Origin of the sequence: Aliiroseovarius sp. (genome assembly GCF_965228805.1) — a bacterium.
GTDB lineage: Bacteria > Pseudomonadota > Alphaproteobacteria > Rhodobacterales > Rhodobacteraceae > JASBTN01.
In genome coordinates this window covers 1-25,073 of the sequence record NZ_CBDDIE010000001.1, presented here as the reverse complement: position 1 = coordinate 25,073, position 25,073 = coordinate 1, and the positions used below count along the sequence as shown (strand labels likewise).

The window sequence follows — 25,073 nt, the reverse complement described above, 5'->3', positions numbered from 1 at the left end:
TCGCTTGCCCGAAAACGGCGCCGAGGTCGCCCATGGGACAGGGCTCAGACCGTCGGCGCACCCCGCCGCAGCGAGGTGCCGAAGCAATTGCGGTAGGCCTTGCGCAGTCCGGAGGCCGAAGAAAACCCGCAGCGCAGGGCGATCTCTTCGACGCTGAGCCGGGTGTTGGCCCCAAGGTCGCGGGCGCGGGCCAGGCGCAAAACCTGATAATAGCGTCCGGGAGACACGCCCAGCTCGCGTTTGAACAGGCGCGACAGGCTGCGTTCCGACATGTTCGCCGCACGTGCCAGGGCGCTCAGGCGCAGCGGCGTTTCCAGAGTATCGGACATGTGCGCGACCAGTCGCTGCACCGTGTCCGAGGTCTGCCCGCGCAGCCGGGGCAGGGGGCTGGCAGGATCGAGATCGGTCTGGGCGCTATCTTGCAGGAACATGGCCGAAGCGTCATAGGCCACCGCGGGGCCGAACCGTTCCTCGATGAAAAGGAGGATCAGATCCAACGCGGTTGCGGCATTTCCACAGGTCCAGAACCGGCCATCGCGCACGAACCTCGTGGTGGTCGCATCGACCTTCGGAAAGGTTTCGGCGAATTCCTCGCTGAGTTGCCAATGGACCGTGGCACGCCGCCCGTCCAGCAGGCCAAGGGCGGCCATCAGCCACGGGGCACTTGCCGCCCCGATCACCACACCCGAACGCAGAATCGGTGAAACGCGATGAAGCCCGGCATGCCGTTGAACCTCGGCGCGAAACTCGTCGCCCCCGACCATCAGCACCAGATCCGCCGGTCCGGCCTGCCGAAGGGGCGTGTTCGGCTCGACGCGAATGCCTGATGAGCTGACCACCGCCCCGTCATCGGCAGTCAGGATGGTCCATCTCACATCTGCATGCCCACTGTCGCGCACCACACGCAGCGGCTCCAGAAGACAGGCCAGAACCATGTTCGAATAGGCCTTGGACAACAGGATATTTACGGTCAGGTCAGTCATTTTGGCAGGATTCGCGCGAATTTTGACCAGATTGGCGCGGCTTTGCAGGGAATGGCAATCCTAATCTGGCGAAAACAACGGCCCATGCCGCCGCGCGACAGGAGAGACAGACATGACCACCCGCCCGCTCAGCCACATACGTGTCCTGGATTTCGGCCAATATCTGGCCGGGCCGCTTGTCGGCATGATGCTGGCCGACATGGGGGCCGAAGTGATCCGCATTGACCCGCCCGGCGGGCCGCGGCTGAAGGAACCGGCGACCGATATGCTCTCGCGCGGGAAAACCGCGCTGACGCTGGACCTGAAGACCCCCGAAGGGTTGGAGCGCGCCCGCGCGTTGATCGCCCGCGCCGATGTGGTGATCGAAAACTTCCGCCCGGGCGTGATGGAGCGTCTGGGGCTGGGGCCGGACGCCCTCAGCGCGATCAACCCGCGCATCGTGTCGCTGTCGCTGCCCGGCTTTGCCTCGACCGATCCGGCGCTGGCCGACCTGCCCGCCTGGGAGGCGGTGATCGCCGCGCGCACCGGGCAGTTCACCGATATGGGGCTCAATCGTCGCCTGATGGGGATCAACCCGTCCTTCACGCCGCTGACGCTGGCCTCGGCCTATGGGGCCAGTTTCGGGGCGATGGCGGTGCAGTTCGCCCTGCATGCGCGGGATGAAAATGGCGGCGAGCATATCGAGGTGCCGCTGGCTTCGGCCCTTCTGGAAGGGCTCGTCTACAACTGCGAACAGATCGAGGATTACCCCGAGCGCTACAAATCCCCGCGGGAGGTCGAACTGGACCGGCGCGCCGCCGAGGGTCTGCCGATGAACCTGAGTTTTCCCGAGTTGGAAGAGTTCCTGGACCCGTTCTACCGCACCTATACCTGCGCGGATGGGCGCGGGTTCTATGTGGTTGCGGGCAGCGTGAAAACCCACCCGCGCCGGGTGCTGGAGACGCTTGGTCTGAAAGACCTGGCCGACGAGTCGCCGGATTTTGATGCCTATCTGGATACGGCAGATTGGCCGGATGAATGGTCCCTGCGTAACTATCCGGTCGGGGATCGGGATCGCGAACGGGTGTCCTCGGCGATGAAGGCGGCGTTCCTGACCAAACCTGCGCAGGAATGGGAGGCGCTGTTCGGTGCCGCCAAGGCTCCCGCCACGGCGCAGCGGTTCAGCCGCGAGTGGCTGGCTGACCCCCATGCGCTGGCATCGGGTCTGGTGGTGGAAGTGGACGATCCGCGCCACGGCAGGATGCGTCAGATGGGAAATGTGGCCTGGCTGGCCGATGATGCGGGCGCGCTGGACAAACGCGCAGGGCCTCGGCCGGACAGCGCGCCGGTTGATGCCATCCTGGCGGAACCGCCGCGCGCGGGGGCGGTGGGCGGCGGCTCCGAAGGGTGGCTTAATGGGCTCAAAGTGCTGGACCTGACCAATGTCATTGCCGGGCCGACCATTGGCTCGACGCTTGCGCGGTACGGCGCCAAGGTGACCTCGGTTCAGCCGGTGGAGCCATCGGTGGACCCGTGGAACACCGTGGTCTTCGGCTTGCACGCCCATCGCGGCAAGGACAGCATTCTGCTGAATCTGCGCGCGGATGACGGGCAGGAGACGCTGCGGCGCCTGATCGCACAAACCGATGTCATCACCATGAACGGCACCGACGAACAGCGCGATGCGCTGGGGCTGGATGCCGACAGCCTGGCCGCGATCAACCCACGCCTGATCCTGGTGCAACTGGACGCGTTCGGCGGACCCGCACGCGGGCCCAAGTCGGACCACCTGGGCTATGACGACCTGGCCCAGGCCGCGACCGGGGTCATGGTGCGCTTTGGCGGCGGGATGGACACGCCCGAGGAACATGCCCACTTCGGCACGATCGACGTGCTGACAGGATATTGCGCCTGCGTGGCCCTGGGGGCTGCGCTTTTGCGGCTGGATGAGACCGGCAAGGGCGGTATCGCCCGCGCGGCGCTGGCGGGGGCGGGCAATCTGATCCAGGCGCAGCTGATGTATGACTTCGACGGGCGCGCGCCCTTCGACGAACCTGCAGGCCGCGAGGCAATGGGGTGGGGGCCGTTCTACCACTGCTACAAGGCAGCGGATGGCTGGATGTTCTTTGCCGCCCCCACTGAGCGGCAGGACGCCCTGCGCGGCGTGACCGACCTGGCGGATCTGGCCGATCTGTCGGAGGTGGCGCTGCCGCAGGCGCTGTCAGACCGGTTCGCCACCCGCCCTGCCGCTCATTGGGCCGACGCACTGGCGGGCACATCGGCCACAGTTATGCCGCTGGGATCGCTGCATGACACCCGTGATGCGGTTTTGCAGCCTGAAAGTGCAGGCGACGCCGACCTGACCCGTGGCACCTTCAGCGTGATCCGCCACGACCAGCACCCGATGGGCCGTTGGTGCGACCTTGTCGCCCCCAACGCGGTGCGCCCGGCCAATGCCGCCATTACCGTGCCCGGCCCCATGCCGAAATACGGCGCGGATACCCGGCGCATCCTGGCCGGTTTGGGCTTTTCCGAGGACCACATCGCCGCCATGATCAACTCCGGTGCTGCCAGCGAGGCCTGGTCGGCGAAATACCTGCCGGAGTAGGAACCGCATGACCCGATCCGAAAGCCCAGGCCCCGCCACCACGCCCCGCACCCGCGCCAAGGCGCGCCATATCCTGGACAATTACTTCATCGGCCCCGCGCGGGACGATGCAGTGTTGGAGATATGGGGCTACACGCCGCGCATGAGCTACCACCCCGGGGAGGAGGTGGCGCTGCATGTCTCCACCACCGCCGCGGCCTGGGATCTGGAGGTCGGGCGCGACGGGCTGACCTATGAGCCTGTTCTGCGCGAAACAGGCCTGCCCGGCACCCATCAGAAGACGCCTGATGATTGCTCGGTCACCGGCTGCGACTGGCAGGCGACCCACCGCTTCACCATCCCCGCCGACTGGCGCCCGGGCGGCTATCTGATCACGTTTCGCGCCGAACGTGACGGCGACCGGGTGGAAGAACATCACCTGATCCTCGTCCGCCCCGCCGCCGAGGCCCAACCCGCGCCTTACGTGATGGTCTGCGCCACGGGCACCTGGCTGGCCTATAACTGCTGGGGCGGGTCGAACCATTACGAGGGCATCACCGGACCCGAGGGCAATGCGTTCTCGCCCGTCGTTTCGACCCAACGCCCCTGGACCCGGGGTTTTTGCAAACTGCCCGAAGGGGCTCCGCGCGCCTTGCCCGAAGCGCCGCACACGCCCGGTGCCATGGTGCGATACCCCTATATGGAATGGGCCTATGCCTACGGCTATTCCAAGAAATACGCCTCGGCAGGTTGGGCCAGTTATGAGAGGCACTTCGCCCGCTGGGCGGAGGCGGAAGGCTTCGCGCTGGACATTGTCACGCAGCATGATCTGGAGGCGGAACCCGACCTGCTGACCCGCCACAGATGCGCGATCTTCGTGGGGCATGACGAATACTGGACCGCAAACATGCGCCATGCGGTGGACCGATTCACCGAAGGCGGCGGCAGGGTGGCGCGTTTCGCCGGGAACTTCCTGTGGCAGACCCGGATCGAGGATGAGGGTCGTACGCAGATTTGCTACAAATACACTGCTGATCAGGACCCTCTTGTGGGCACCGAGGACGAACACCTCGTCACCGCCGCCTGGGAGCTGGCACCCGTCAACTGGCCCGGCGCGCAGACCTTCGGTGCAAACGGGCTCAAGGGCATCTATGCGGGGCTTGGGCGTTGCGCGGGCCAGGGCAGCGGTGGTTTTACCGTCTACCGCCCGGGTCACTGGGCGCTCATGGGCACGCAGCTGGGGTACGGCGATCAGCTGGGCGCGGGGTCGCGCGTCTTTGGCTATGAGGTCGACGGTGTGGACCTGCGAATGGAGGACGGCTTGCCCTTTGCCACCGGTGCCGATGGGGCCGATCCCGCGATGGAGATCCTGGCAGTGGGGCTGGCCACCAATGTCGAGCCGGTGCACGGGACTTGGGGCGAGACCGCTTATATCGGCGACGGCGATGCGCGCTTCAAGGCGCAAGCGATGTTTGGCGAGGTCACTGACGAGACCCTCGACCGAAGCACCCGTGGCAACGGGGTGATCCTGCATTGGCATCGCGGCAAGGGCGAGGTTTTTACCGCCGCCACCTGCGAATGGGTCATGGGGCTGACCCGCCGCGACTGGCAAGTCGAACAGATCACCCGCAACGTGCTGAGCAGTTTCGGCACTTGAGCGATCCGCGTGGATTGGCGCGTGTTCGTCCGGTCGGAAAAGATTGACCCCGAGCGACGGCAGCCCCTGAGCCACATGACCGGGCCTAATAGGTCGTGCGCATCTGATAGCCCTGGTGGAAGGTCATGCGCACGAAGGTGACGGGGCGTTCACGAAACCAGGTGGTGCGTTCCATCTGAAACAGTGGCGTACCGGTGGGTACGGCCAGGAACTCCTGCAAGGACCCGGCGGCGGGGACGGCGGAGAAGGCGATCTCGGCATCTGAAAAGGGCACCTCGGCCAGCAGCCACTCATTGGGTCCGACGGTCAGGAACCCCTCGTCCACCACATGGGGCACGGTGTCGACCACGATCCAGCGCTCCTCGAACTGAAACGGGCGGTTGTCGGCGTGATGCATGCAATTGAGGTGCAGAACCTGCGCCCGTTCCGCCAGGCCCAGCTTGGCCTGCAGCCAGGGCGGGCAGTCCATCAGCGTGCGGCTGACCAGCGCATAGCGATAGGTGGCGTTCATCTCCTCGATGGTCTGGCGCACCACGGCGATCGGCAGTTTCGCCTGTTTCACCGGCGTGGTGACCACTCGCGTGCCGCCCTTGCGCTTGCGGGTGACGATGCCCTGGTCTGCCAGCTCGCGCAGGGCGCGGTTGACCGTGGCCCGGGCGACGCCAAATTCGGCGGCCAGTTCGACCTCGGTCGGCAGAAGGCTGCCCTGGGGCCAGACGCGGGTCTGGATCCGCTCGATCACCTCGTCGCGAATGTCCTGAAAGCCGGTGGTCTTGGGGTCTGGCACGCGGAGGCTCCTTTTATCGCGGTGATATTCCTATCATGTCTGCGCTTTATTGGGGATGCAAAGGCTTTGGGCGTCACAGCCGAGGCAGAAGCTCGGCGATGGCGGTGCGGTAGCGCGCAAGGATCGCCTCGCGCGCCACATGGCGCCCGCCCCGCACCTGGTGGCGGCCCGCCGCCCAGACGTCGGTCACCACCCGGTCGCTGGCGGCAAAGACCAGCCCGTCCAGCAGCTGATCGACCTCCAGCGCGCAGAGCGCCGGGTCGGTGCCGTCCACCGCCACGAGGTCGGCGAGCTGCCCCAGCGCAATCTGTCCGGCCCTGCGCCCCAGCGCCCGCGCCCCGCCCCTGGCCGCGCCCGAGTAGAGGCTCTGCCCGACCGACCCTTCGCCCACCACCAGCACATTGCGCGACAGATCGCGTAGGCGTTGCGAGTATTCCAGCGTGCGCAGCTCCTCGGTCAGCGAGATGCGCACATTGCTGTCGGAACCCACACCAAAAGCCCCACCCGCCGCCAGATAGGTCGGGCCATTGAACGGGCCATCGCCCAGGTTCGCCTCGGTGATCGGACAGAGGCCTGCCACCGCGCCGCTGGCGGCCATGGCGCGGGTCTCGGCCTCGGTCATGTGGGTGGCGTGGATCAGGCACCAGCGGTCATCGACCGGAGCGTTGTCCAAAAGCCAATCGACCGGACGGGCACCCAGACCGGTCAGAACCTCTTCAACTTCCTTTGGTTGTTCGGAAATATGGATATGCACTGGCCCCTCGCCATGTGCGGCCAGCACCGTGTTCAGATCCCGCGGTGAGGTCGCGCGCAGCGAATGCGGCGCGATGCCGATGCGGCAGTCCCCGGGCAGATCGCGCAGGGCACCGCGTGCCTGATCCACCAGGGCGCAGAACCGGTCCACATTATTGCCGAACCGCCGCTGCCCCGCCTCCAGCGGCACCTCGCCCACGCCCGCATAGCTGTAGAGCACCGGCAGGTGCGTCAGCCCAATGCCGGTCGTGGCCGCCGCCGCCATGATCCGGTCCGACAGTTCTGCCAGCCGCGCGTAGGGCTGCCCGTCGGGCTGGTGGTGCAGATAATGAAACTCGCCGACCGAGGTATAGCCCGCCTCCAGCATTTCCATCTGCACCAGCGCCGCGATCGCCTCTACCCCCTCCGGGTCCAGATGCGCGGTAAAGCGATACATCAGATCGCGCCAGGTCCAGAAACTGTCGCGCCCGGCCAGGCGATATTCGGTCATGCCCGCCATGGCGCGTTGAAAGGCATGGCTGTGCAGGTTGGCGAGCGCCGGCAGCAGGGTGTCGACCCGCGTGTCACCGGGCTGGGCCGCGCTGTCCGGGGTCAGGCCCGTGACCGCGCCGCCGGTGATTTCAAGGCGCAGATTTTCCACCCAGCCCTCTGCCAACAGGGCGCGTTTCGCAAAGAGAGTCACCATGTCGCCTCCTTTATTATGCATAGACATATTGCACAATGACATGTACCAGAAAAGAGGAAACATCCCTACGAGGTCAGATTCGCATGTCGGCACAGGTTTTCACGCAGCTCACCGCCGCCACCCTGGTGGGGGAGGGCTATGGGCTGACAGGGGGCGCCGCGATTGCGGTGGAGGCGGGGCGGATCACCTGGGTCGGGCCCGAGGCCACGCTGCCCGTGGCCCTGGCAGACCTGCCGCAGACCCCCCTGGGCCACCGCCTGGTCACGCCTGCGCTGATCGACTGCCACACGCATCTGGTGTTTGGCGGTGACCGCGCGGTGGAGTTTGAGATGCGGTTGAACGGTGCCTCCTATGAGGAGGTTGCGCGGGCCGGGGGCGGGATTGTTTCCACGGTCAGGGCGACGCGCGCGGCGGATGAGGCGGCTTTGCTGGCCTCGGCCCTGCCGCGTCTGGACGCGCTGATCCGTGAAGGTGTGACCACGGTCGAGGTCAAATCCGGCTATGGTCTGGATCAGGAGACCGAGCTGCGCATGCTGCGTGTGGCGCGCAAGCTGGCTGAACAGCGGCCGGTCACGGTGAAAACCTCGTTCCTGGGCGCCCATGCGGTGCCGGCGGAATATGCCGGGCGCGCTGACGCCTATATCGACGAGGTCTGCATCCCCGCCCTGCGCGCCGCCCATGCCGAGGGGCTGGTGGACGCGGTCGATGCCTTCTGTGAAGGGATCGCCTTTCAGCCGGAACAGGTCGCGCGGGTGTTTGATGTTGCGCGTGAACTGGGCCTGCCGGTGAAACTCCATGCCGAGCAGCTGTCCAATCTGGGCGGGACGAAGATGGCAGCGGGCTACGGCGCGCTGTCGGCTGACCATATCGAATATCTGGACGAAGAGGGCGTGGCGGCGATGGGCGACAAGGGCATGGTCGCGGTGATCCTGCCCGGCGCCTTCTATACCCTGCGCGAGACGCAGGCCCCGCCGATTGATCTGTTGCGCAAACATGGCGTGGCGATGGCGGTGTCGACGGATGCCAACCCCGGCTCGTCGCCGCTGACCTCGGTCCTGCTTGCGATGAACATGTCCTGCCCGCTGGATAGTACGGTGCAGCGGATCAGTCCCTTGGCCTGGCCGGTCACCGCGGTGATCGATCCCTGGCGGTCCTCACATAGACCCAGAGCTGCAGCTTCACAATGAACTGCAGGAGGCCTCTGTCATCAACCGCATATGCCCCCAAGGCCTCAAGCTCACCCGCGAAGTAGGTATGCGCTTCGGCGATCTCGAGGTTGTAGACCCGAACCGGGAGAAGATCTTGTTCCACCGCCAGCACCCGCAGCTCGGCGAGGTCGGCGTTGCGGAGGGAAAACCCGACCTATTCGGCTCTAGGGATCAAAGACCTGCAGTTTTTGTCGATCAAGCGTATCGAAGCGGGGGCTCGCGTTTCGTTCACCACAGATCAGGGCCGCGATGTCAAATCGTGCGGGCGCCCGTGCGGCCCGTTGCGCCATGGCTGCGGGGTTTTGCTTGTCGGGCATAAACACAACCATAACGGTTCAGGAACAGCTTCGACTTGGGAGGGATTCCCAGAAACGACAGGAGCTTCGACAGCCTGTCTTTTCCGTCCCGGCCTGAAACCACGATCAGCAGGGCAACCCTGCCCCGATCAAGGGCGCACCGGTGACTGTCGAACCCCAATCGTGTCGCCTCCAGGGTCAGTTGAAGGTCGCCACGCGCGCCCTCTTCGACGATTACGATCAAATCAAAACAGTTGCCCCACTTGCGAAAGTTCAGGCGAACTCCGGATTTCCAGTGATCAAAGGCCAGAATGTCCCCATCCGCGAGGGCCATCTGGGCGCGGTGGAGTGTTGTCGGGAGGTGGTCGCTCGGCATCCGCGCCCACCGCGCAATGTCCAACCATGCCCTCCGGCCACGTACGATCAGCGCAACGCCCAAGACCACAGCCAAGACTAGGAGGAAAAAGCTCCAATATCCCATCTCATCCGCCAAACAGTTTCGACAGGAAACTTACGCCGATTTGAGTACATTGTCCCGCCAGAGTTTTGGGGGCTGATGGATCCACTTGGATCAAGCCCCGCTGCAACGCCCGTTGCGACATCTGGGACCGACTCCGTATAGACGACTTGGTCATCATAGGATTTCCACCGCCCGTCCTTGCCTCGTGGCTGAAGCTTGCAGCCTCTGTTTCTTCGCTCCGGGTATTTTGTCACGCGCCCGGTCACCCAGTCGAAAACGGCATTATGCCCCCAGGCCTCCAGCTCCCCGGCGAAGTAGGTATGGGCCTCGGCGATTTCGAGGTTGTGGACGCGCTGAGGTGTGTCGTCGGTCTCCACCGCCAGCACCACCAACGCGCGCAGGTCGGCGTTGCGGATCGCGTCGCCCGGGGTCAGTTCTCCGGCGGTGAGCCAGCCCTGTTCGGCCACGAACATCGGGTGTTCCGAGGTCACGCCCAGGCGGGTGGGCTTTCTAGTGGATACCCCAGCAGATGACGGTTAGGTCATCGATGAAATACCGGTACTCGCGAAGCACCCGCTGCCCCAGTTGTTCGACATCCAAGGTGATGAATTGGTCGGGGCTGAGCCCGGAACCGGGATGGGCAGCATCAAAGATGGCAAGCGGCAGGAAATCTGGTGGGAGGGCCACCTCATATTCCGGCGGGGGGGGCACGATGCGGCCTGTGCAGATCAGATTGGCAAGGGTATCCCCACTTTCCAGCTGGAGGCATGGCGAAATCAGCACCCCCTGTTGCGTGGTATGCACCTCAAGGGCGGGAAACTCTGTCATTAGAGGGAACGCCCCGATCGCGGGATCGGGTTGGTCCCCGAGGGCTGCGATGTCGCACAGCCGTTCGTAGTCGCTTTCCTCTTCGTCGCCGAAGAACTGATTTGCTTCGTTGCCCGACCACTTTCCAAGCTTTGCGGTGGGCAGTACCACGAAAGGCCCACCGTAGGTTTCAACAGACCCGATCAAAGACATCATCGTTTTCCTCCGCCGCGCAGCAACCCCCCTTGCCGCGATGAACAGCTGCAGCAATGAGGGTACAAGGCCTTTGGTGTCCCCGTCGACCTTGGCACTTGGTGGTCGCCCACCCAGTTGCCGCTGGACGTGCCGGGGCTCGGAGAGCCACAGGTATGGCATCCGAAAGCATTCCCCAAAGCGTTAACAGCAGATTGCATGGCGGTGCCAATATATTTTCCATTCGGATTGACTTTGGGGAAGAGAGAGAAGGGAACACATCCCTTTGCCCAGGGCCCCACACCGCTTCCCCCTCTCGGACCGAAGGGATGAGCGCTATGCCCCCAAGCCTCCAGCTCACCCGCGAAGTAGGTATGCGCCTCGGCGATTTCGAGGTTGTGGACGCGGGTGGGGAGGCTGTCTGCCTCCACCGCCAGCACCCGCAATTCGGCCAGGTCGGCGTTGTGCGTTCGGCTGGCTATTACGTCAACAAAGCTGCGTAGTCGGAAAACGAGTAGGTATCTCCAGTCTCTCTGTCCACGATCTCTCCTCTTCCATCCCGTATCGAAGCCTGGAGAACCAGCGGAAGGGCCGATGAGAACGCAGCGACGTCGGATGGATTATTGCGGTCTTTGGATGTCCCGATGTCAACGCGCGCCATGACAAAATCCATCAGCGCCATGTCAAGCTCATACCTGGCCACATTCCCCCAAAGCGCGTTGTCTATCAGGAACCGGGCCGCTCTTTCCTTGGACGAGAAGACTCCAACCGGCTGGTGCGACTGGCCGGTGTAAAGCACATAGACAACCGCAGCATTTCCTAGTTCTGATGCCACTTATACCACCTCTGAATCTTGTTGACCGTTCTGCGGATGAGCCCCTTCTGGCACGCAACGGCCTTTGCAACATTTCGTGGCAGCGGAGGATCGTTCAGGATCGGCTTGCCATTTCCGCCCAAGCGATACGTCTTGCCACCAAATGTAAAGTTCACATGAACCGGCGGATGTTCAACTGGTGTGCCCGGCAGAGGGCAAGCATTTCCGAAGTTGTGTGTGATATTCGGCGCAACTCGCGTGGGCGGCAAGGATGGTGCCGTGGAGTTATGCCCCCAGGCCTCCAGTTCGCCTGCGAAATAGGTGTGGGCGCTTGCGATTTCGAGGTTGTGGACGCGGGTGGGGAGGGTGTCTGCCGCCACCGCCAGCACCCGCAACTCGGCCAGATCGGCGTTGCGGATTGTGTCTCCGGGCGCAACCTCGCCCGCTGCGGTCCAGCCCAGCCCCGCCACGAACATCGGGTGTTCGGAGGTGACGCCGAGGCGGGTGGTGGCGCCAGTCTCGCCCTCCAAGGTCAGCCACAAGATCTCCGGCGCGGTGCGGGCAAAGACGGCTGTAACAAATCAAACAAGACGCAATCGCCGGAACAAGGGTGGAAATGTGCCTCTTACCTGTCAGAATCTATCAAACTTCTTCGGTTCCGTTTCCTGTTCAGTCGATGCCATCGAATCTGTAGGTCGCGCTCCCCTCGGCAATATTGAAAACTTCGGTGTCGCCGATCCCCAGAAGGGTGCACAGGCCCGTTAGAAAGCGCTCAATGGCCTCAGGCGACGCGCCGATCCGAACCCGGGTGAATTTCATCCCTTCTTCTTCGTGCAGGGTCCAGGTCCAGTTGCTGTCGGACAGGTGGGTTTCCAGTGAAAGAATTGCTTCCCGGGGCACATTCACATGTGGGATATCGGAAACAAGCATGGGGTCACCATCCGACCCAGGCACCAGCTTGAACTGGAAAAACCGGCCAGAGCGCATGGTTTCCGCCACAAGGAACTCACCACTTCTTCCAAGCCCGAAGAAGCGCGTAACTTCACGGATCAGGTCACCAAAGGAAAGCATTCCCAAACGGATACGGCGGCGATACCTCCGGCGGGCCACGATGGCCAACCCATACGCGCAACCGAGCAGGAGCGAGCAGGCAACGAGGAAGGCAATCTTCATTTCGAAGCTCCCGGTGGGATCTGCACGGGCGCCGGACGCCGGAGGGAGAGCAGGCCATGCCCTGGCTCGAACAAGTGTTCCTGGTCGAACCTCAGGTTCTGGAATACCGTGCGCTGACGGGCCCGCGCCCGCAGCCTCTCATATGTCTTGTTCGGCGTAATCAGATCTCTGTCATGCGCCTTCAAGACCGAGCTATCGTTCAATCCGAAATGGCTGGCCAGAATGTCGCTGACGCCGTTTTGATATCTTTGAGGTTCCGCACCCAGGTCCAGGAACCAGGCCGTCATATTCGGCGTCACCGGTAGCGACTTCACCTCGATCCCCCATTTCATGCAGACCTGTGCGATGGCGGAACCGGCGTTCCACTCCGCCCGCTGCATGAGAATAATCCAGTCCACGCCCTCGGAGCTTTCTCCGTCTTCACGCGCAACCCGATACTTGTGAAAATGCAACTGTATACCCGTATCCCGCGTCGAGAAGACACAAACCTCATTTGGCTCCATGTAACGAAACGCCCGCTGAAGCGCAGTCGCAAGGCGACCCACCAGTATGCGCTCTGCGGCAAGATGTGCCCGAACCGCCAGGAGAACGAACCCGATCCCGTACGCAGCAAACACCAGAAGAAGGACCTGCCAAACGACTGTCACAACCTGCATGATCAACTCTCGCTAGAACTTGGTAATGATGTCAATGATCGTTCCAAGTGCACTTCCACACGTATTTCCCTTGCTTCCCGCATCGTTATCCGGAGGAGGCGCACCCGAGCCGGATGCTCCGGCAACAACGCCAGTCGCAAAGTCCATTATAGTCCCCTCGTAGACTTGCCGCACATATTTTCCCGTTTCGGGGTCAAATGCTTGGCACCGTGTCCCACCGGGACCCGCCGGTTTGGTCGGATACTTGAAGGGATCAAGATTATACCACGCATTATGCCCCCAGGCCTCCAGTTCGCCTGCGAAATAGGTGTGGGCGCTTGCGATTTCGAGGTTGTGGACGCGGGTGGGGAGGGTGTCTGCCGCCACCGCCAGCACCCGCAACTCGGCCAGATCGGCGTTGCGGATTGTGTCTCCGGGCGCAACCTCGCCCGCTGCGGTCCAGCCCTGCCCGGTGACGAACATCGGGTGTTCCGAGGTCACGCCGAGGCGGGTGGTCGTCCCATCCTCACTCTCCAGCGTCACCCACAGCAGGTCCACCGCCTGACGGGACATGACGGCGGTCACCGGGAACACGCCGGACTGCCCCGTCTCCTCGTCGCGCGCCACCACCAGATCCCCCTCGCGCAAGGTCTCGATGGCGACCTTGCCGGTGGGGGTCAGGACCTCGGTGCCCGGCGCGAAGGAGGAGCTTCCCGCGAGCATTCCGGCGGCGCCACCCGCTCCACCCCCGGCGCAACGGCATTTGGGGGCCTTGAAACCGGTGCGGCAACCGGGGCGGTTCACGAATTTGCCCCGGAACACCTCCCGGCCCGCGGCCAAGTTCATTGCGACACTGGTGAGCGCGGTCGCGATCTTGCGCGCAACGCAGCGGGCGCCCTGACCTACGACAGCGCCCGACGCACCGCCCATGCCCACCACACCGGCGGTCGTCGTGGCCCCTCCGGTCGAGGTCAGCCCGCTCGGGTCGGTCCAGTTGGCCGGGTTGTTCCAGGTGTAGGCAAAGAGGTTCAGGTCTCCGGCGGCGAAGCCCAGGGGGTCGGACTGCACGAAACGGCCCTCGGTCGGGTCGTAGTGGCGCGCGCGGTAGTGGTAGAGGCCGCTTTCGGCGTCATATTCGCGCCCGGTGAACCCGTAGTCCTGGGTGATCGTGGAAAGGGTCACCTCGCGCTGGCCGAAGGCGTCGTAGCTGTAGCGCGCGGCGATCGTGCCGGTGGCCTGGTCGGTCACCGCGATGATCGAGCCCTGGCGGTCGGCGTGCAGCGCATAGGCGGTGCCCGCGCCGGGGGTGGTGTCAGCCGTGTAGGCCTCGAAGCCCAGCGGTTCATCCACCCGTGCGCCGAACAGCCAGCGGCGGCTGAGCGTGCCGTTCTCGAACTCCAAGAGCGCGTCATGGGTGGTCACATCGCGCATGTCGCCCACGTCATGCACCCAGGCGGTGGTCACGCCGTTCACCGTCTTGGCGATGCGGCGGCCCAGGGCGTCATAGGCATAGGCTGCCTGGGTGCCGTCGCCGCTGTCATAGCCGACCAGCTGGTTCATCGCGTTGTAGCTGAAGGTCTCGACCCGCCCTTCGGACTTGCGTGTGCGCGCGGTGCGGTTGCCCTTGTCGTCATAGGCGTAGGTGAACTCCGAAGTCTCCAGCAGGCGGTTGTGATCATCCACCACATGGCCGCTGGCGCCGGGGCCGGCGGTGCGGTTGCCCGCCGGGTCATAGGCGTAATCCTCGGTCGGGATCGGGGTGCCGCCATCTTCGGCCGGGGTGCCGCGGGCGACCATGATCAGCCGGTCGATCGCGTCATAGGTCAGGGTCTCGGAGGCGGCGGGGTCCTCGAGGTCGCGCAACAGGCGCACCGCGCCGTCATCCGCATAGTCGAAGCCAGACCGGGCAATCGCCGTGCCGTCCTGGAAGTGCTCCAGTTCCGCCAGGCGGTCCTCGGACCAGGCGGCGCGGGTCAGGCGGCCGGACTGGCTGGACAGCTCCACCCGGCGCCCGGCCGGGTCATAGGCCAGGCTGGTGACATCGCCCCAGGGCGCGGTCAGGCTTTCCAGCTGCGATTTCTCGTCGAACCCGTAGGTCCAGCTGGCCGCCTGCCCGTCAGTGACCGACAGGCGCCGGCCGATCTGGTCATAGGCATAGGTCAGGCTGGCGGCGGGCTGCGGGCCGACCGAGCCATCGGTGGCAATCGTCGCGACCCGGTGGCGGTTGTCCCAGGTCACGGTGAAGGCGCTGTCATCGTCGCGCGCCTCGACCAGATTGCCCGAGGGATCATAGGCAAAACTGATCGTATTGTCCGGCGCGGTGACGGTGATGCGCCGCGACAGCCCGTCATAGGTGGCGGTTTCCTCGACCCCGTCCTCGCGGGTCAGGCGCACCAGGTTGTCGCGCCCATCGTAACCCATCGCCATGGTCTGCCCCAGCGGGTTGGTCCGCGTGGCGCGCCGGTTCAGCGCGTCGAAGGTAAAGCCGACAAAGGGTTCGCCACGCAGGTCGCCCGGCACCAGGTCGCGCCGCCCGGCAAGGTGATACTTGGCCCCGCAATAGAGGCCGAAACGCTCGTTCAAAAGCTCACGACGGGTCAGGCTGCGCGGAATGACCCCGTCGCACAGGCCCAGGGTCGCCGTGCCCAGCTCGACCATGCGGATGACGTCCGCGGTCGTTCCGATCAGGATCTCCAGTTCGACACCGGGATATTGCTTGAAGAACTGCGTGATCCGGTCATTCAGATCGGCGCTGTCAACCTGGTCAATCGAGGCAATGGTAATCTTGCCGATCAAGGCGTGTGGGCGGCTTCGAACGTAAGCGGAAGCCTTGATATCGCGGAATAAATCTCGCTGGCCTGTTCAAAGAGCGCCTGTCCGGCCGGTGTCATGGCCAACCGGTTTCCCTTGCGGCTCAACAGCCGCTTTCCGGTGCTGGTCTCCAGCCGCTTGATCGCCAGGCTCACCGCCGGTTGCGAGCGCAACAGCTCCTCGGCGGCCTTGGTCATGCTTTCGTTCTGCGCCACCACCATGAAGGTGTAGAGCAGATTCCAGTCCAGATTGCGGGCAAAATCACTCATTCGGCAACGCTATTGGATAAGTTTCGTAAATACTACATGTGAAGACTATAAATTTGAGTTAGGCGCATCGGTCGGGAATCCTTCAATACCAGAGATCGCAGACGATCGGGAGGAAACCATGTTTGCAAAAATCACGATGACGGCCGTAGTGGCCTCGCTGTGCGTCGGCGCCGCTTTTGCCGAGGAAAAAGTGGTGCGGATGGGCACCGAAGGCTATTACCCGCCGTTCAACTTCTTTGACAGCGCGGGTCAGATCAAAGGGTTCGACATTGATATCGGCAATGCGCTATGCGCCCGGATGCAGGTCGAATGTGAATGGGTGACCACCGATTGGGACGGGATCATCCCGGCGCTGAATGCCGACAAGTTCGACACGATCATCGCGTCGATGACCATTACCGATGAACTCAGCAAGGTGGTCAGCTTCTCGGCCCCCTATTATTTCAACTCGATCCGCTTTGTTGCCGCCGAGGGGCACGGGCTGAGCGCGGCCCAGCCCGAGGATCTGAAGGGGCTGGTGATCGGCACCCAATCGGCGACCGGTGAGGTCGATATCCTGGAGCAGTATTTCCCCGACAGCGAGCTCAAGCTCTACCCCAAGCTGGATGATGCGCTGCTGGATCTGGAAACCGGCCGGGTCGATCTGGTGCTGGCCAGCCAATTCGTGCTGGGCGACTGGCTGCAGGCGAAGGCGGCGCCTGCTGCGAATTCGTGGACCAGGCTTTCCTGCCCGACACTGCCAAGGGCACCGGCATCGCCGTGCGTCAGGATGACGAAGACCTGCGCGCGGCGCTGAATGCGGCGCTGGCGGCCATCGTTGCCGATGGCACCTATGACCGGATCCGCAGCGCCTATTTCGACTTCGACATCATGACCCAGCCCCAGAAGGCCTCCGAGCATCTGGGCAACTGAACCGGGCCGGGTCCACGCCGGGGCGTGGACCCGCCTTTCCGGCCGCCCGGACGGGTGGATCTTGGGGAGCCTTCGCCATGACTGAACTGATGTCCCTGCTTGCCTATGGTGATGCGGGTTGGGGGGATGAACTGCTGCGCGGCTTCTGGGTGACCATGGCCCTGGCACTTGTGACCGCCCCGTTCGCCCTGATCATGTCCTTCCTGATTGCCTGGGGCAAACAGGCCAGGCGGGCCTGGGTGCGGGGACTGGCCAAGGGGTATACCACCGTGTTTCGCAGCCTGCCCGAGATCCTGACGCTGATCATTATCTATTACCAGCTGCAAAGCCTTCAGAACCTGGGCGCGGGGCTGTTCGTCGCGCAGGCCAATATCTCGCTCAACGCCTTTGCCGCCGGGGTGGTCGCGCTGACGCTGGTGTTTTCGGCCCTGGGGTCCGAGGTCGTGCGCTCGGCCTATCAAGCGGTGGGCAAGGGTCAGGCCGAAGCCGCCGCTGCCATGGGGTTGCACCGTGGACAGGCATTCTTTCTGGTGATCCTGCCGCAGATGTGGCGCCATGCGATCCCGGCCTTCGGAAACCTGTGGCTGATCCTTCTGAAGGATACCTCGCTGATTTCGATCATCGCGGTCAACGACATGATGCGGTACGCGAACATGGCGATCGCCTCCACCCGCGAGCCGTTTTTCTTCTACACGATTCTGGCCCTGGTTTATGTCGGGCTGGCCTTCCTGTCGGGCCGCATCCAGACGGTGCTGGAGCGGCGCGCCAATCGCAATCTGATCGGGGGACACTGACATGCTGACCCATCTGGCCGATCATCTGGACCTCTGGGCGCAAGGGCTCCAGAACACCGTGAGCCTGACCGTGCTGGGCTTTGTCTTTGGCTTCATCCTCGCCATTCCGCTGGCCGCCGCCAGGTTAAGCAAGACCGCGCTGCTGTCGCGGCTGGCCTATGGATATATCTACCTGGTGCGCGGTACGCCGCTGCTGGTTCAGATCTTCATCATCTACTATGGGCTGGGGCAATTTCACCGAGAGCTCAAAGCCCTGGGCCTGTGGTGGTTCTTTCGCGACGCCTATAACTGCGGCCTGCTGGCCTTTACCCTCAACTCTGCCGCCTATCAGGCCGAGATCCTGCGCGGGGGCATCCTGACCATTCCCAGAGGCACCATCGAGGCCGGTCTGGCCCTGGGGCTGCATAGGTTCCAGCGCTTTCGCCTGTTGGTCTTGCCGATCACCGTGGCGCGTATGCTGCCCGCCTTCGGCAATGAGCTGGTGTTGCTGCTCAAGGCGTCGGCCTTGGTCAGCGTGATCACCGTACGCGATGTCATGGGGCAGGCGCGCTATCTCTTTGGCGAGACCTTCGACCTCAGCGTCTTTTACATCGCCGCGGCCAATTACCTTCTGGTGGTGCTGGTGATCGAGGCGATCTGGCGCAGGCTGGAACACCGCAATACCTGGCTGCAACACAACGGATAAGACGACAATGAAGATCCAGTCAGATGATATCGTGTTCGGCCGCGAAGGGGTGTTTCAGACCGCGCCCGGCCCGGACGGCACCCATGTGGAAATGCCCTATTCCGGCATCCGCACCTTCCTGCGCCGCCGCCCAAGCGTGGATATGGAAGGGGTTGATATCGGGGTCTATGGCATTCCGTTCGACCTGAGCACCTCGGCCCGGCCCGGGGCGCGGCTTGGCCCCAGCGCGCTGCGCGAGGCCTCGACGCAGCTGGCCTGGGGCGAGGTCTGGCCCTGGGGGTTCGACCCGTTCGATATCCTGTCGGTGGTGGACTGCGGCGATGTGCCCTTCCGCCGTGGCCAGGCGGACCAGATGCGCGACAGCGCCGTCGCCATGGCCCGCCATATCGCACAGGCCGGGGCCGACACGCTGATGCTGGGCGGTGATCACTGCACCACCTATACAGCGCTCAAGGCGCATGCCGAACGGCACGGACCGCTGGCCCTGGTGCAATTCGATGCCCATCGCGACACGCAGAAAAGCAACTGGTTCGATCACGGCACTTTCGTGCATCACGCGATCCAGGACGGGCTGATCGACCCCACGCATTCGGTCCAGATCGGTATCCGCACCTTCTATGACCATGACGATCCGATGACGGTGCTCTATCGCGACTGGCTGCATGATCACGGCTGGCGTGGCGCGCTGAAGGTGGTGCGCGATGTTGTCGGGGATCGCCCGGCCTATCTGTCGATCGACATCGACAGCCTGGACCCGGCCTATGCGCCGGGCACGGGCACGCCGGTGGTGGACGGGTTGACCCCGAACGACATCCTCCAGTTCCTGCGCGGAAGTGTCGGGATGAACTTTGTCGGGATGGATATCGTCGAGGTTTCGCCGCCCTATGACCCCACCGGCACGACCGCCCTGCTGGGGGCGTCCCTCGCGCTGGAATACATCTGCGCCCGCGCCGCAGGGCGCAAGGAGGTCGCATGACCCACCGCGTCGCCATCATCGAGTTCATCAATGAAAGCAATACCTTTACCGTCATGCGCACGGGGATGGAGGATTTTCACGCCTCGCATTGGTTCACCGGCGATGAGATACCGGCCAATTTCCGCGGCACCGGGTCGGAGGTCGGTGGCGCCATCGAGGTCGCCGAGGCGCGCGACTGGCAGGCCTTCTATATCACCGCCGCCCATGCCGAACCTGGCGGCCCGGTGACCGAGGCTGCCCGGGCAGAAATCACCAATGAATGCACCCGTCGGCTGCGCGAAGAGGGGCCGTTTGATGGCGTGTTCGTCGCACTGCATGGGGCGATGGTGACCGAAACAGATGAGGACGGCGACTGCCAGTTCCTGCGCGCGGTCCGGGCTGTTGTCGGGGATGACATTCCGCTGGCCGTGACCCTGGATCTGCACGCCAATATCGCCGACGAACTGGCGGGTCAGGCGCAGATTGCCGTGTCCTTCCGTACTTATCCGCATGTGGACATGCGAGAGGTTGGTGTGGAAGCCTGCGAGCTGCTGCACCACGCGTTGGAGGGGGAAATCACCCCCAAACTTCTGATACGCCGCCCGCCGATGCTGGTCGGTTGCGACGACGGGCGCACCACCGAGGACGGGCCGATGTGCCGCCTGCTGGAGGACGCGGCAGGTGAAATGCAGGTGCCAGGCCTTCTGAACGTGGCGATCAACGCTGGCTTTACGGACGCGGACGTTTCGGCCGCCGGCCCGTCGGTGCTGGTGACCTATGACACGGCGCAGGTCGAACGTGAGGCAGCCGGGGCCGTGGCGGCGCGGTATCTGGCACGACCCGAGGCCGCAAGCCTGCTGATTCTGGGCGCAGGCCGGGTCGCGGCGCAATTGCCCGACGCCTTCCGCAGCGTGCGCCCGATCAACCGCTTGCGCATCTGGGACCTGTTCCCTGACGCCGCCGCGCGCCTGGCCGAAAGCCTGCGTGCCGAGGGCTGGGACGCTGAGGCGGTGACCGACCTGCAATCGGCCGTACCGCAGGCCGACATCATCAGCGCTGCCACCCTGGCCACGGAGCCTCTGCTGCTGGGGGATTGGCTGGCCCCCGGTCAGCACGTGGACCTGATCGGCGCCTTTACCCCGGCCATGCGCGAGGCAGATGACCGCGCCTTGCAGCGCGCGCGTCTGTTCGTCGACACGCCCTTCGCCGCCATCGAGGCGGGCGAGCTGAAGACCCCGCTGGAAACCGGCGCCATCGCCTGCGACGATATCCTCGGCGATCTTGAGGCGTTGGCGCAGGGCAAGATCGGGCGCGGTGCGGCGCAGGACATCACCCTGTTCAAATCGGTCGGCAACGCGGTGATGGATCTTGCCGCCGCCATGACGGCCACCCGTTAAGAGGAGAGACCTGATATGTCTTCCATCGAACTCGACCACCACGCCGACCGTTCCAAGATGTCCGTCTCGGACGAGGTTGCGATTGAAATCAACGGCATGAACAAGTGGTGCGGCAACTTCCACGTGCTTCGTGACATCAACCTGACCGTGAACCAGGGCGAACGCATCGTCATCGCGGGGCCCTCGGGCTCGGGCAAGTCGACGCTCATTCGCTGCATCAACCGGCTGGAGGAACACCAGGAGGGCCAGATCATCGTCGATGGCACCGAGCTCACCTCGGACCTCAAGAATGTCGACAAGGTGCGGTCCGAGGTTGGCATGGTGTTTCAGCACTTCAACCTGTTCCCGCATCTGACCATCCTGGAAAACTGCACGCTGGCGCCCATCTGGGTGCGCAAGACGCCCCGCAAGGAGGCCGAAGAGACGGCGATGCACTTCCTCGAAAAGGTCAAGATCCCCGAGCAGGCCAACAAGTATCCGGGCCAGCTGTCCGGTGGTCAGCAGCAGCGTGTGGCGATTGCCCGCTCGCTCTGCATGATGCCGCGGATCATGCTGTTTGACGAACCGACCTCGGCGCTTGACCCCGAGATGATCAAGGAAGTCCTTGAAACCATGGTGGAATTGGCGGAAGAGGGCATGACCATGCTCTGCGTCACCCACGAGATGGGCTTCGCCAAGGAGGTCGCCAACCGCGTGATCTTCATGGATGCGGGGCAGATCGTGGAACAGAACGAGCCCGAGGAGTTCTTCAACAACCCGCAGAGCGAACGCACCAAGCTGTTCCTGTCCCAGATCCTCTGAGACCTGCACACCGAAAACACCGAAAGCCCCGCCAATCGGCGGGGCTTTTTGGTTGGTGAACTCCGAGCGGGTTCCGACGGTGTTCAGAACAGGTCAGGCCCTACGCGCAGGCGGCTTCAGGCCTGTGCGCCACGGGGTCTTATTGAAAGGGTTGTGTTATGTAATAATATAACGTATTCCCTCGCCGGTCAGAAACGGCACACTACCTGTGCGGCGCAGCCGCTGGCACACAGGCGGACCCGCCGCGACACTCTTGGAGAGACAGGCATGAAAGACCCACGCATTCCCGTTACCCTGCTGACCGGCTTTCTGGGCGCGGGCAAGACGACCGTTCTGAACGCATTGCTGAATGACGCAAGCTCGGGCCGGATTGCCGTGATCGTCAACGAGTTCGGCGAGGCGGGGCTGGACCACGACCTGATGGAAACCACCAGCGACGACGTGGTGCTGATGAAATCCGGTTGCCTGTGCTGCACCGTGCGCGGCGAACTGGCCGAGACGATGGCCTCGCTTCTGAACCGGCGCCACGTGGGGCAGCTGGAGTTTGACCGGGTGGTGATCGAAACCACGGGCCTGGCCGATCCGGGGCCGATCCTTCAGACCATGCTGGTCGATCGCAGCCTGGCCCAGGCCGCCCGGGTGGATGGGGTTGTGACCCTGGCCGATGCGGCCAATGGCCCGACAACCCTGGACGAACAATTCGAGGCCGTCAGCCAGGTCGCCATGGCTGACCTGATCGTGATCAGCAAGGCCGACCTGGTCGACCCCACCCAGGTGGTGATGTTCGAAGAACGCCTGCGCGGGCTGAACCCGACGGCGCGGATCACCCACGCGATCAAAGGCAAGGGCGTCGCCGAGCAGATCTGGGGCCTGTCGGGCATCCATGTGGGTGTGACGCCGCAAAAGGCGCTGGACTGGATGCGCCCGGCTGGCGGTTTGGACGCAACGGGCGGGGCAGGGGTACAGCCAGACCCTCTGGCCAACCTCTCGGGCCTTGTCGGGGCCAGCGCGCCGACCACATCGGCGCCCTTCTCACCGCATGACAGTCGGATCGGGTCGGCCTCGATCATTCTGGAGGAACCTCTGTCGGACAAGGTCTTCGACACCTGGCTCAACACCCTGATCTCTCTGCGCGGAAAGGACATCCTGCGGGTCAAGGGGATCGTATTCCTGGAGGGCGTCGATCTGCCCTTTGTCTTTCACGGGGTGCAGAACATCTTCGACCCGCCCCTGCCGGTGCGCAACTGGCCCGGCGGCGATCGGACCTCGCGCATTGTGGTGATCGCCCGCGACATCACCCGCCCAGAATTGCAGCGCAGCTTCGACATGCTGCGCGCCACGCCAGCCCCTTCTGCAAAGGATGCCAACAATGAATGACATGACCGCAACTCCCGATGCCCGCCTGCCCGTGACCGTGCTGTCCGGCTTTCTGGGCGCGGGCAAGACGACCTTGCTGAACCGCGTCCTGAACAATCGCGATGGCCGCCGCGTCGCGGTCATCGTCAATGACATGTCCGAGGTGAACATCGACGCCGATCTGGTGCGCGAGGGCACGGAACTGTCGCGGTCCGAGGAAACCCTGGTCGAAATGTCGAACGGTTGCATCTGCTGCACCCTGCGCGACGATCTGTTGAAAGAGGTGCGCCACCTGTCCGAGGAGGGCCGCTTTGACTACCTGCTGATCGAAAGCACCGGCATTTCCGAACCGCTGCCCGTCGCCGCGACCTTCGATTTCCGCGACGAGCATGGTGAAAGCCTGTCCGACGTCGCCCGCCTGGACACGATGGTTACCGTGGTCGATGCGGTGAACCTGCTGCAGGACTTCTCCAGCCACGATTTTCTGAATGACCGTGGCGAGAGCCTGGGTGAAGAGGACAACCGCAGCCTGGTCAGCCTTCTGACCGAGCAGATCGAGTTCGCCGATGTGGTGATCCTGAACAAGGTCTCCGACGCGGGGCCGGAGCGCACCGATGCCGCGCGCAAGATCATCCGCGCGCTGAATGGCGATGCCAAGATCATCGAGACCGATCATTCCGACGTGCCCGCAGATACCATCCTGGACACCGGCCTGTTCGACTTCGACACGGCGCATGAGCACCCGATGTGGGCCAAGGAGCTTTATGGGTTTGCCAACCACACGCCCGAGGACGAGGAATACGGCATCGACTCCTTCGCCTACCACGCCCGCGCGCCGTTTGACCCCGTTAAGCTGCACGCGGTGTTGAACGGCGACCTGCCCGGTGTGATCCGGGCCAAGGGGCATTTCTGGATCGCCACGCGCCCCGCCTGGGCGGCGGAATACAGCCTGGCGGGCGCCCTGTCCTCGGTCGCCCCCTTGGGGCTCTGGTGGGCCTCGGTGCCCGAGGAACGCCTGCCGACCCACCCCCAGGCCCAGGCCGAGATTGCCAAGAACTGGGTCGAACCCTGGGGCGACCGCCGACAGGAGATCGTCTTCATCGGCACCGCCATGGATCGCGAGGCAATCTGCGCGCGGCTGAACGCGGCGCTGATCGAGGCCGATGCGTTCACGCCGGAGCTTTGGGCCGACATGCCCGATCCCTTCCCGCGCTGGGGCCAGCGTTGATGCAGAGCGCCGCGTTGCACAGGCTGTTTCCGGATCGGCTTGCCGGGGTGCGCATCGACGACACCCCCGAGGGCCTCTCGGCCATTCATGCGCCGGATTGCGCGGCCGCGATCTGGCAGCGTAAACCTCTGCCGGGCTTTCAGGCCTGGATGGATCAGCTGTCCCCCGCACAGCTGCCCCGCACCCGGCTGATCCTGCGCCCCGCTGGCGTGCGCGAGGCGGTGCGTCATGCCTGTGACGCCGCCGCGACGCCGGATGGGGAGGACCGCACGCGGCTGATCGACGACATCGCCGCCCTGGCCGAGATCTTCGCCGGTGTGATGCGCACCCCCTATCTGCGGCTGCGTCTGGACGTGGTGACGACGAATGCCTGTCGCAAATTCCACGTGGATGCCGTGACCGCGCGGCTGGTCTGCACCTATCGCGGCACGGGCACGCAGTATGGTATCGGGCGCCAGAATGCGGATCCGCAGCCCATCTTGACCTTGCCCACCGGCACGCCGATCCTTCTGCGCGGCACCCGTTGGCCGGAACAGCCCCGATCCGGCCTGCTGCACCGATCACCACCGATCGGGGGCAGCGGAGAGTCGCGGCTTCTGCTGGTATTGGACCCAATTTTGGACCCCGAGGACGAGATCTGACGCCGCAGAGCCTCTTGCTATGTGGCCGGGGTGCTTTAAATAGCCACATGCCAACATGACTAGCCAGAAGGACGACACCATGCCGATTACCTCTGATGACCTGCTTGCCGCACGTAACGCCTGGGGAGAGGGGAAAGTTGCCATCTCCAAAGCCTTTGAAGAAAGCGGCATCGAGGCTGCGCGCGAGGCGGCAGGTGCTCACCTGGAC

24 protein-coding genes and 1 pseudogene are annotated in these 25,073 nt (G+C 64.0%); 13 read left to right on the top strand and 12 right to left on the bottom strand.

Going from position 1 to position 25,073, the window contains the following annotated elements:
• Nucleotides 1-44: 44 nt before the first annotated feature.
• The gene (locus ACO07D_RS00125; protein WP_421700893.1) at nt 45-983 is read right to left on the bottom strand and encodes a GlxA family transcriptional regulator; all 939 of its coding nucleotides are present in this window, start codon (nt 981-983) and stop codon (nt 45-47) included.
• A gap of 112 nt (nt 984-1,095) precedes the next feature.
• Between ACO07D_RS00125 and ACO07D_RS00120 the strand changes: the two genes are divergently transcribed.
• Both ACO07D_RS00120 and ACO07D_RS00115 read left to right on the top strand, forming a co-directional pair.
• Nucleotides 1,096-3,570, top strand: coding sequence for a CoA transferase (locus ACO07D_RS00120; RefSeq protein WP_421700892.1), 2,475 nt, complete (start codon nt 1,096-1,098; stop codon nt 3,568-3,570).
• A 7-nt stretch (nt 3,571-3,577) separates the two neighbouring features.
• Complete coding sequence (locus ACO07D_RS00115; protein ID WP_421700891.1) at nt 3,578-5,206, top strand: N,N-dimethylformamidase beta subunit family domain-containing protein; 1,629 nt, start codon at nt 3,578-3,580, stop codon at nt 5,204-5,206.
• Between the two features lie 85 nt (nt 5,207-5,291).
• Here the strand turns inward: ACO07D_RS00115 and ACO07D_RS00110 are convergent, their stop codons facing one another.
• Nucleotides 5,292-5,993, bottom strand: a complete 702-nt coding sequence (locus ACO07D_RS00110) for a GntR family transcriptional regulator (RefSeq protein WP_421700890.1) — start codon at nt 5,991-5,993, stop codon at nt 5,292-5,294.
• Between the two features lie 73 nt (nt 5,994-6,066).
• Complete coding sequence (locus ACO07D_RS00105; RefSeq protein ID WP_421700889.1) at nt 6,067-7,431, bottom strand: formimidoylglutamate deiminase; 1,365 nt, start codon at nt 7,429-7,431, stop codon at nt 6,067-6,069.
• Between the two features lie 83 nt (nt 7,432-7,514).
• Between ACO07D_RS00105 and hutI the strand changes: the two genes are divergently transcribed.
• Nucleotides 7,515-8,618 (top strand): imidazolonepropionase, encoded by a 1,104-nt coding sequence (gene hutI, locus ACO07D_RS00100; protein WP_421700888.1) that lies wholly within the window; start codon nt 7,515-7,517, stop codon nt 8,616-8,618.
• Nucleotides 8,619-8,891: 273 nt separating this feature from the next.
• Here the strand turns inward: hutI and ACO07D_RS00095 are convergent, their stop codons facing one another.
• The 9 genes and pseudogenes from ACO07D_RS00095 to ACO07D_RS00055 form a co-directional block, all read right to left on the bottom strand.
• Nucleotides 8,892-9,269 (bottom strand): hypothetical protein, encoded by a 378-nt coding sequence (locus ACO07D_RS00095; RefSeq protein WP_421700887.1) that lies wholly within the window; start codon nt 9,267-9,269, stop codon nt 8,892-8,894.
• 119 nt (nt 9,270-9,388) lie between these two features.
• Nucleotides 9,389-9,886: a polymorphic toxin-type HINT domain-containing protein gene (locus ACO07D_RS00090; protein WP_421700886.1), complete on the bottom strand. Its 498-nt coding sequence runs from the start codon at nt 9,884-9,886 to the stop codon at nt 9,389-9,391.
• Nucleotides 9,887-9,905: 19 nt separating this feature from the next.
• Nucleotides 9,906-10,472, bottom strand: a complete 567-nt coding sequence (locus ACO07D_RS00085; RefSeq protein WP_421700885.1) for a hypothetical protein — start codon at nt 10,470-10,472, stop codon at nt 9,906-9,908.
• A 403-nt stretch (nt 10,473-10,875) separates the two neighbouring features.
• A complete protein-coding gene (locus ACO07D_RS00080) occupies nt 10,876-11,229 on the bottom strand; it encodes a DUF7710 domain-containing protein (protein ID WP_421700884.1) in 354 nt (117 codons plus the stop codon).
• A pseudogene (locus tag ACO07D_RS00075) lies at nt 11,214-11,774 on the bottom strand (polymorphic toxin-type HINT domain-containing protein); the annotation flags it as partial. The pseudogene ACO07D_RS00075 and the gene ACO07D_RS00080, both read right to left, overlap by 16 nt.
• Before the next feature lie 103 nt (nt 11,775-11,877).
• Nucleotides 11,878-12,381, bottom strand: coding sequence for a hypothetical protein (locus tag ACO07D_RS00070; RefSeq protein ID WP_421700883.1), 504 nt, complete (start codon nt 12,379-12,381; stop codon nt 11,878-11,880).
• A complete protein-coding gene (locus tag ACO07D_RS00065) occupies nt 12,378-13,037 on the bottom strand; it encodes a hypothetical protein (protein WP_421700882.1) in 660 nt (219 codons plus the stop codon). The genes ACO07D_RS00070 and ACO07D_RS00065 overlap by 4 nt, the downstream gene beginning before the upstream one ends.
• Before the next feature lie 12 nt (nt 13,038-13,049).
• Entirely contained in the window at nt 13,050-15,812 is a 2,763-nt protein-coding gene (locus ACO07D_RS00060; RefSeq protein ID WP_421700881.1) for an RHS repeat-associated core domain-containing protein, read from the bottom strand.
• Complete coding sequence (locus tag ACO07D_RS00055; protein WP_421700880.1) at nt 15,809-16,096, bottom strand: LysR family transcriptional regulator; 288 nt, start codon at nt 16,094-16,096, stop codon at nt 15,809-15,811. Before ACO07D_RS00055 ends, ACO07D_RS00060 begins: the two co-directional genes overlap by 4 nt.
• 118 nt (nt 16,097-16,214) lie before the next feature.
• Between ACO07D_RS00055 and ACO07D_RS00050 the strand changes: the two genes are divergently transcribed.
• From ACO07D_RS00050 to ACO07D_RS00005, 10 genes are all read left to right on the top strand, one after another.
• A complete protein-coding gene (locus ACO07D_RS00050; RefSeq protein ID WP_421700879.1) occupies nt 16,215-16,892 on the top strand; it encodes a transporter substrate-binding domain-containing protein in 678 nt (225 codons plus the stop codon).
• Complete coding sequence (locus tag ACO07D_RS00045; protein WP_421700878.1) at nt 16,856-17,008, top strand: transporter substrate-binding domain-containing protein; 153 nt, start codon at nt 16,856-16,858, stop codon at nt 17,006-17,008. Before ACO07D_RS00050 ends, ACO07D_RS00045 begins: the two co-directional genes overlap by 37 nt.
• Nucleotides 17,009-17,085: 77 nt before the next feature.
• Nucleotides 17,086-17,802: an ABC transporter permease gene (locus ACO07D_RS00040; protein ID WP_421700877.1), complete on the top strand. Its 717-nt coding sequence runs from the start codon at nt 17,086-17,088 to the stop codon at nt 17,800-17,802.
• A 1-nt stretch (nt 17,803) separates the two neighbouring features.
• A complete protein-coding gene (locus ACO07D_RS00035) occupies nt 17,804-18,487 on the top strand; it encodes an ABC transporter permease (protein WP_421700876.1) in 684 nt (227 codons plus the stop codon).
• Between the two features lie 7 nt (nt 18,488-18,494).
• Nucleotides 18,495-19,463, top strand: coding sequence for an agmatinase (gene speB, locus ACO07D_RS00030; RefSeq protein ID WP_421700875.1), 969 nt, complete (start codon nt 18,495-18,497; stop codon nt 19,461-19,463).
• Nucleotides 19,460-20,839, top strand: coding sequence for a M81 family metallopeptidase (locus ACO07D_RS00025; protein WP_421700874.1), 1,380 nt, complete (start codon nt 19,460-19,462; stop codon nt 20,837-20,839). The genes speB and ACO07D_RS00025 overlap by 4 nt, the downstream gene beginning before the upstream one ends.
• 15 nt (nt 20,840-20,854) lie before the next feature.
• The gene (locus ACO07D_RS00020; RefSeq protein WP_421700873.1) at nt 20,855-21,640 is read left to right on the top strand and encodes an amino acid ABC transporter ATP-binding protein; all 786 of its coding nucleotides are present in this window, start codon (nt 20,855-20,857) and stop codon (nt 21,638-21,640) included.
• Nucleotides 21,641-21,907: 267 nt separating this feature from the next.
• Nucleotides 21,908-23,017 carry a CobW family GTP-binding protein gene (locus ACO07D_RS00015; protein ID WP_421700872.1) on the top strand — a complete coding sequence of 370 codons (1,110 nt, stop codon included), beginning with the start codon at nt 21,908-21,910 and terminating at the stop codon, nt 23,015-23,017.
• Nucleotide 23,018: 1 nt separating this feature from the next.
• Nucleotides 23,019-24,224, top strand: a complete 1,206-nt coding sequence (locus ACO07D_RS00010) for a GTP-binding protein (protein ID WP_421701001.1) — start codon at nt 23,019-23,021, stop codon at nt 24,222-24,224.
• The gene (locus ACO07D_RS00005; RefSeq protein WP_421700871.1) at nt 24,224-24,865 is read left to right on the top strand and encodes a DUF1826 domain-containing protein; all 642 of its coding nucleotides are present in this window, start codon (nt 24,224-24,226) and stop codon (nt 24,863-24,865) included. Before ACO07D_RS00010 ends, ACO07D_RS00005 begins: the two co-directional genes overlap by 1 nt.
• Nucleotides 24,866-25,073 lie beyond the last annotated feature (208 nt).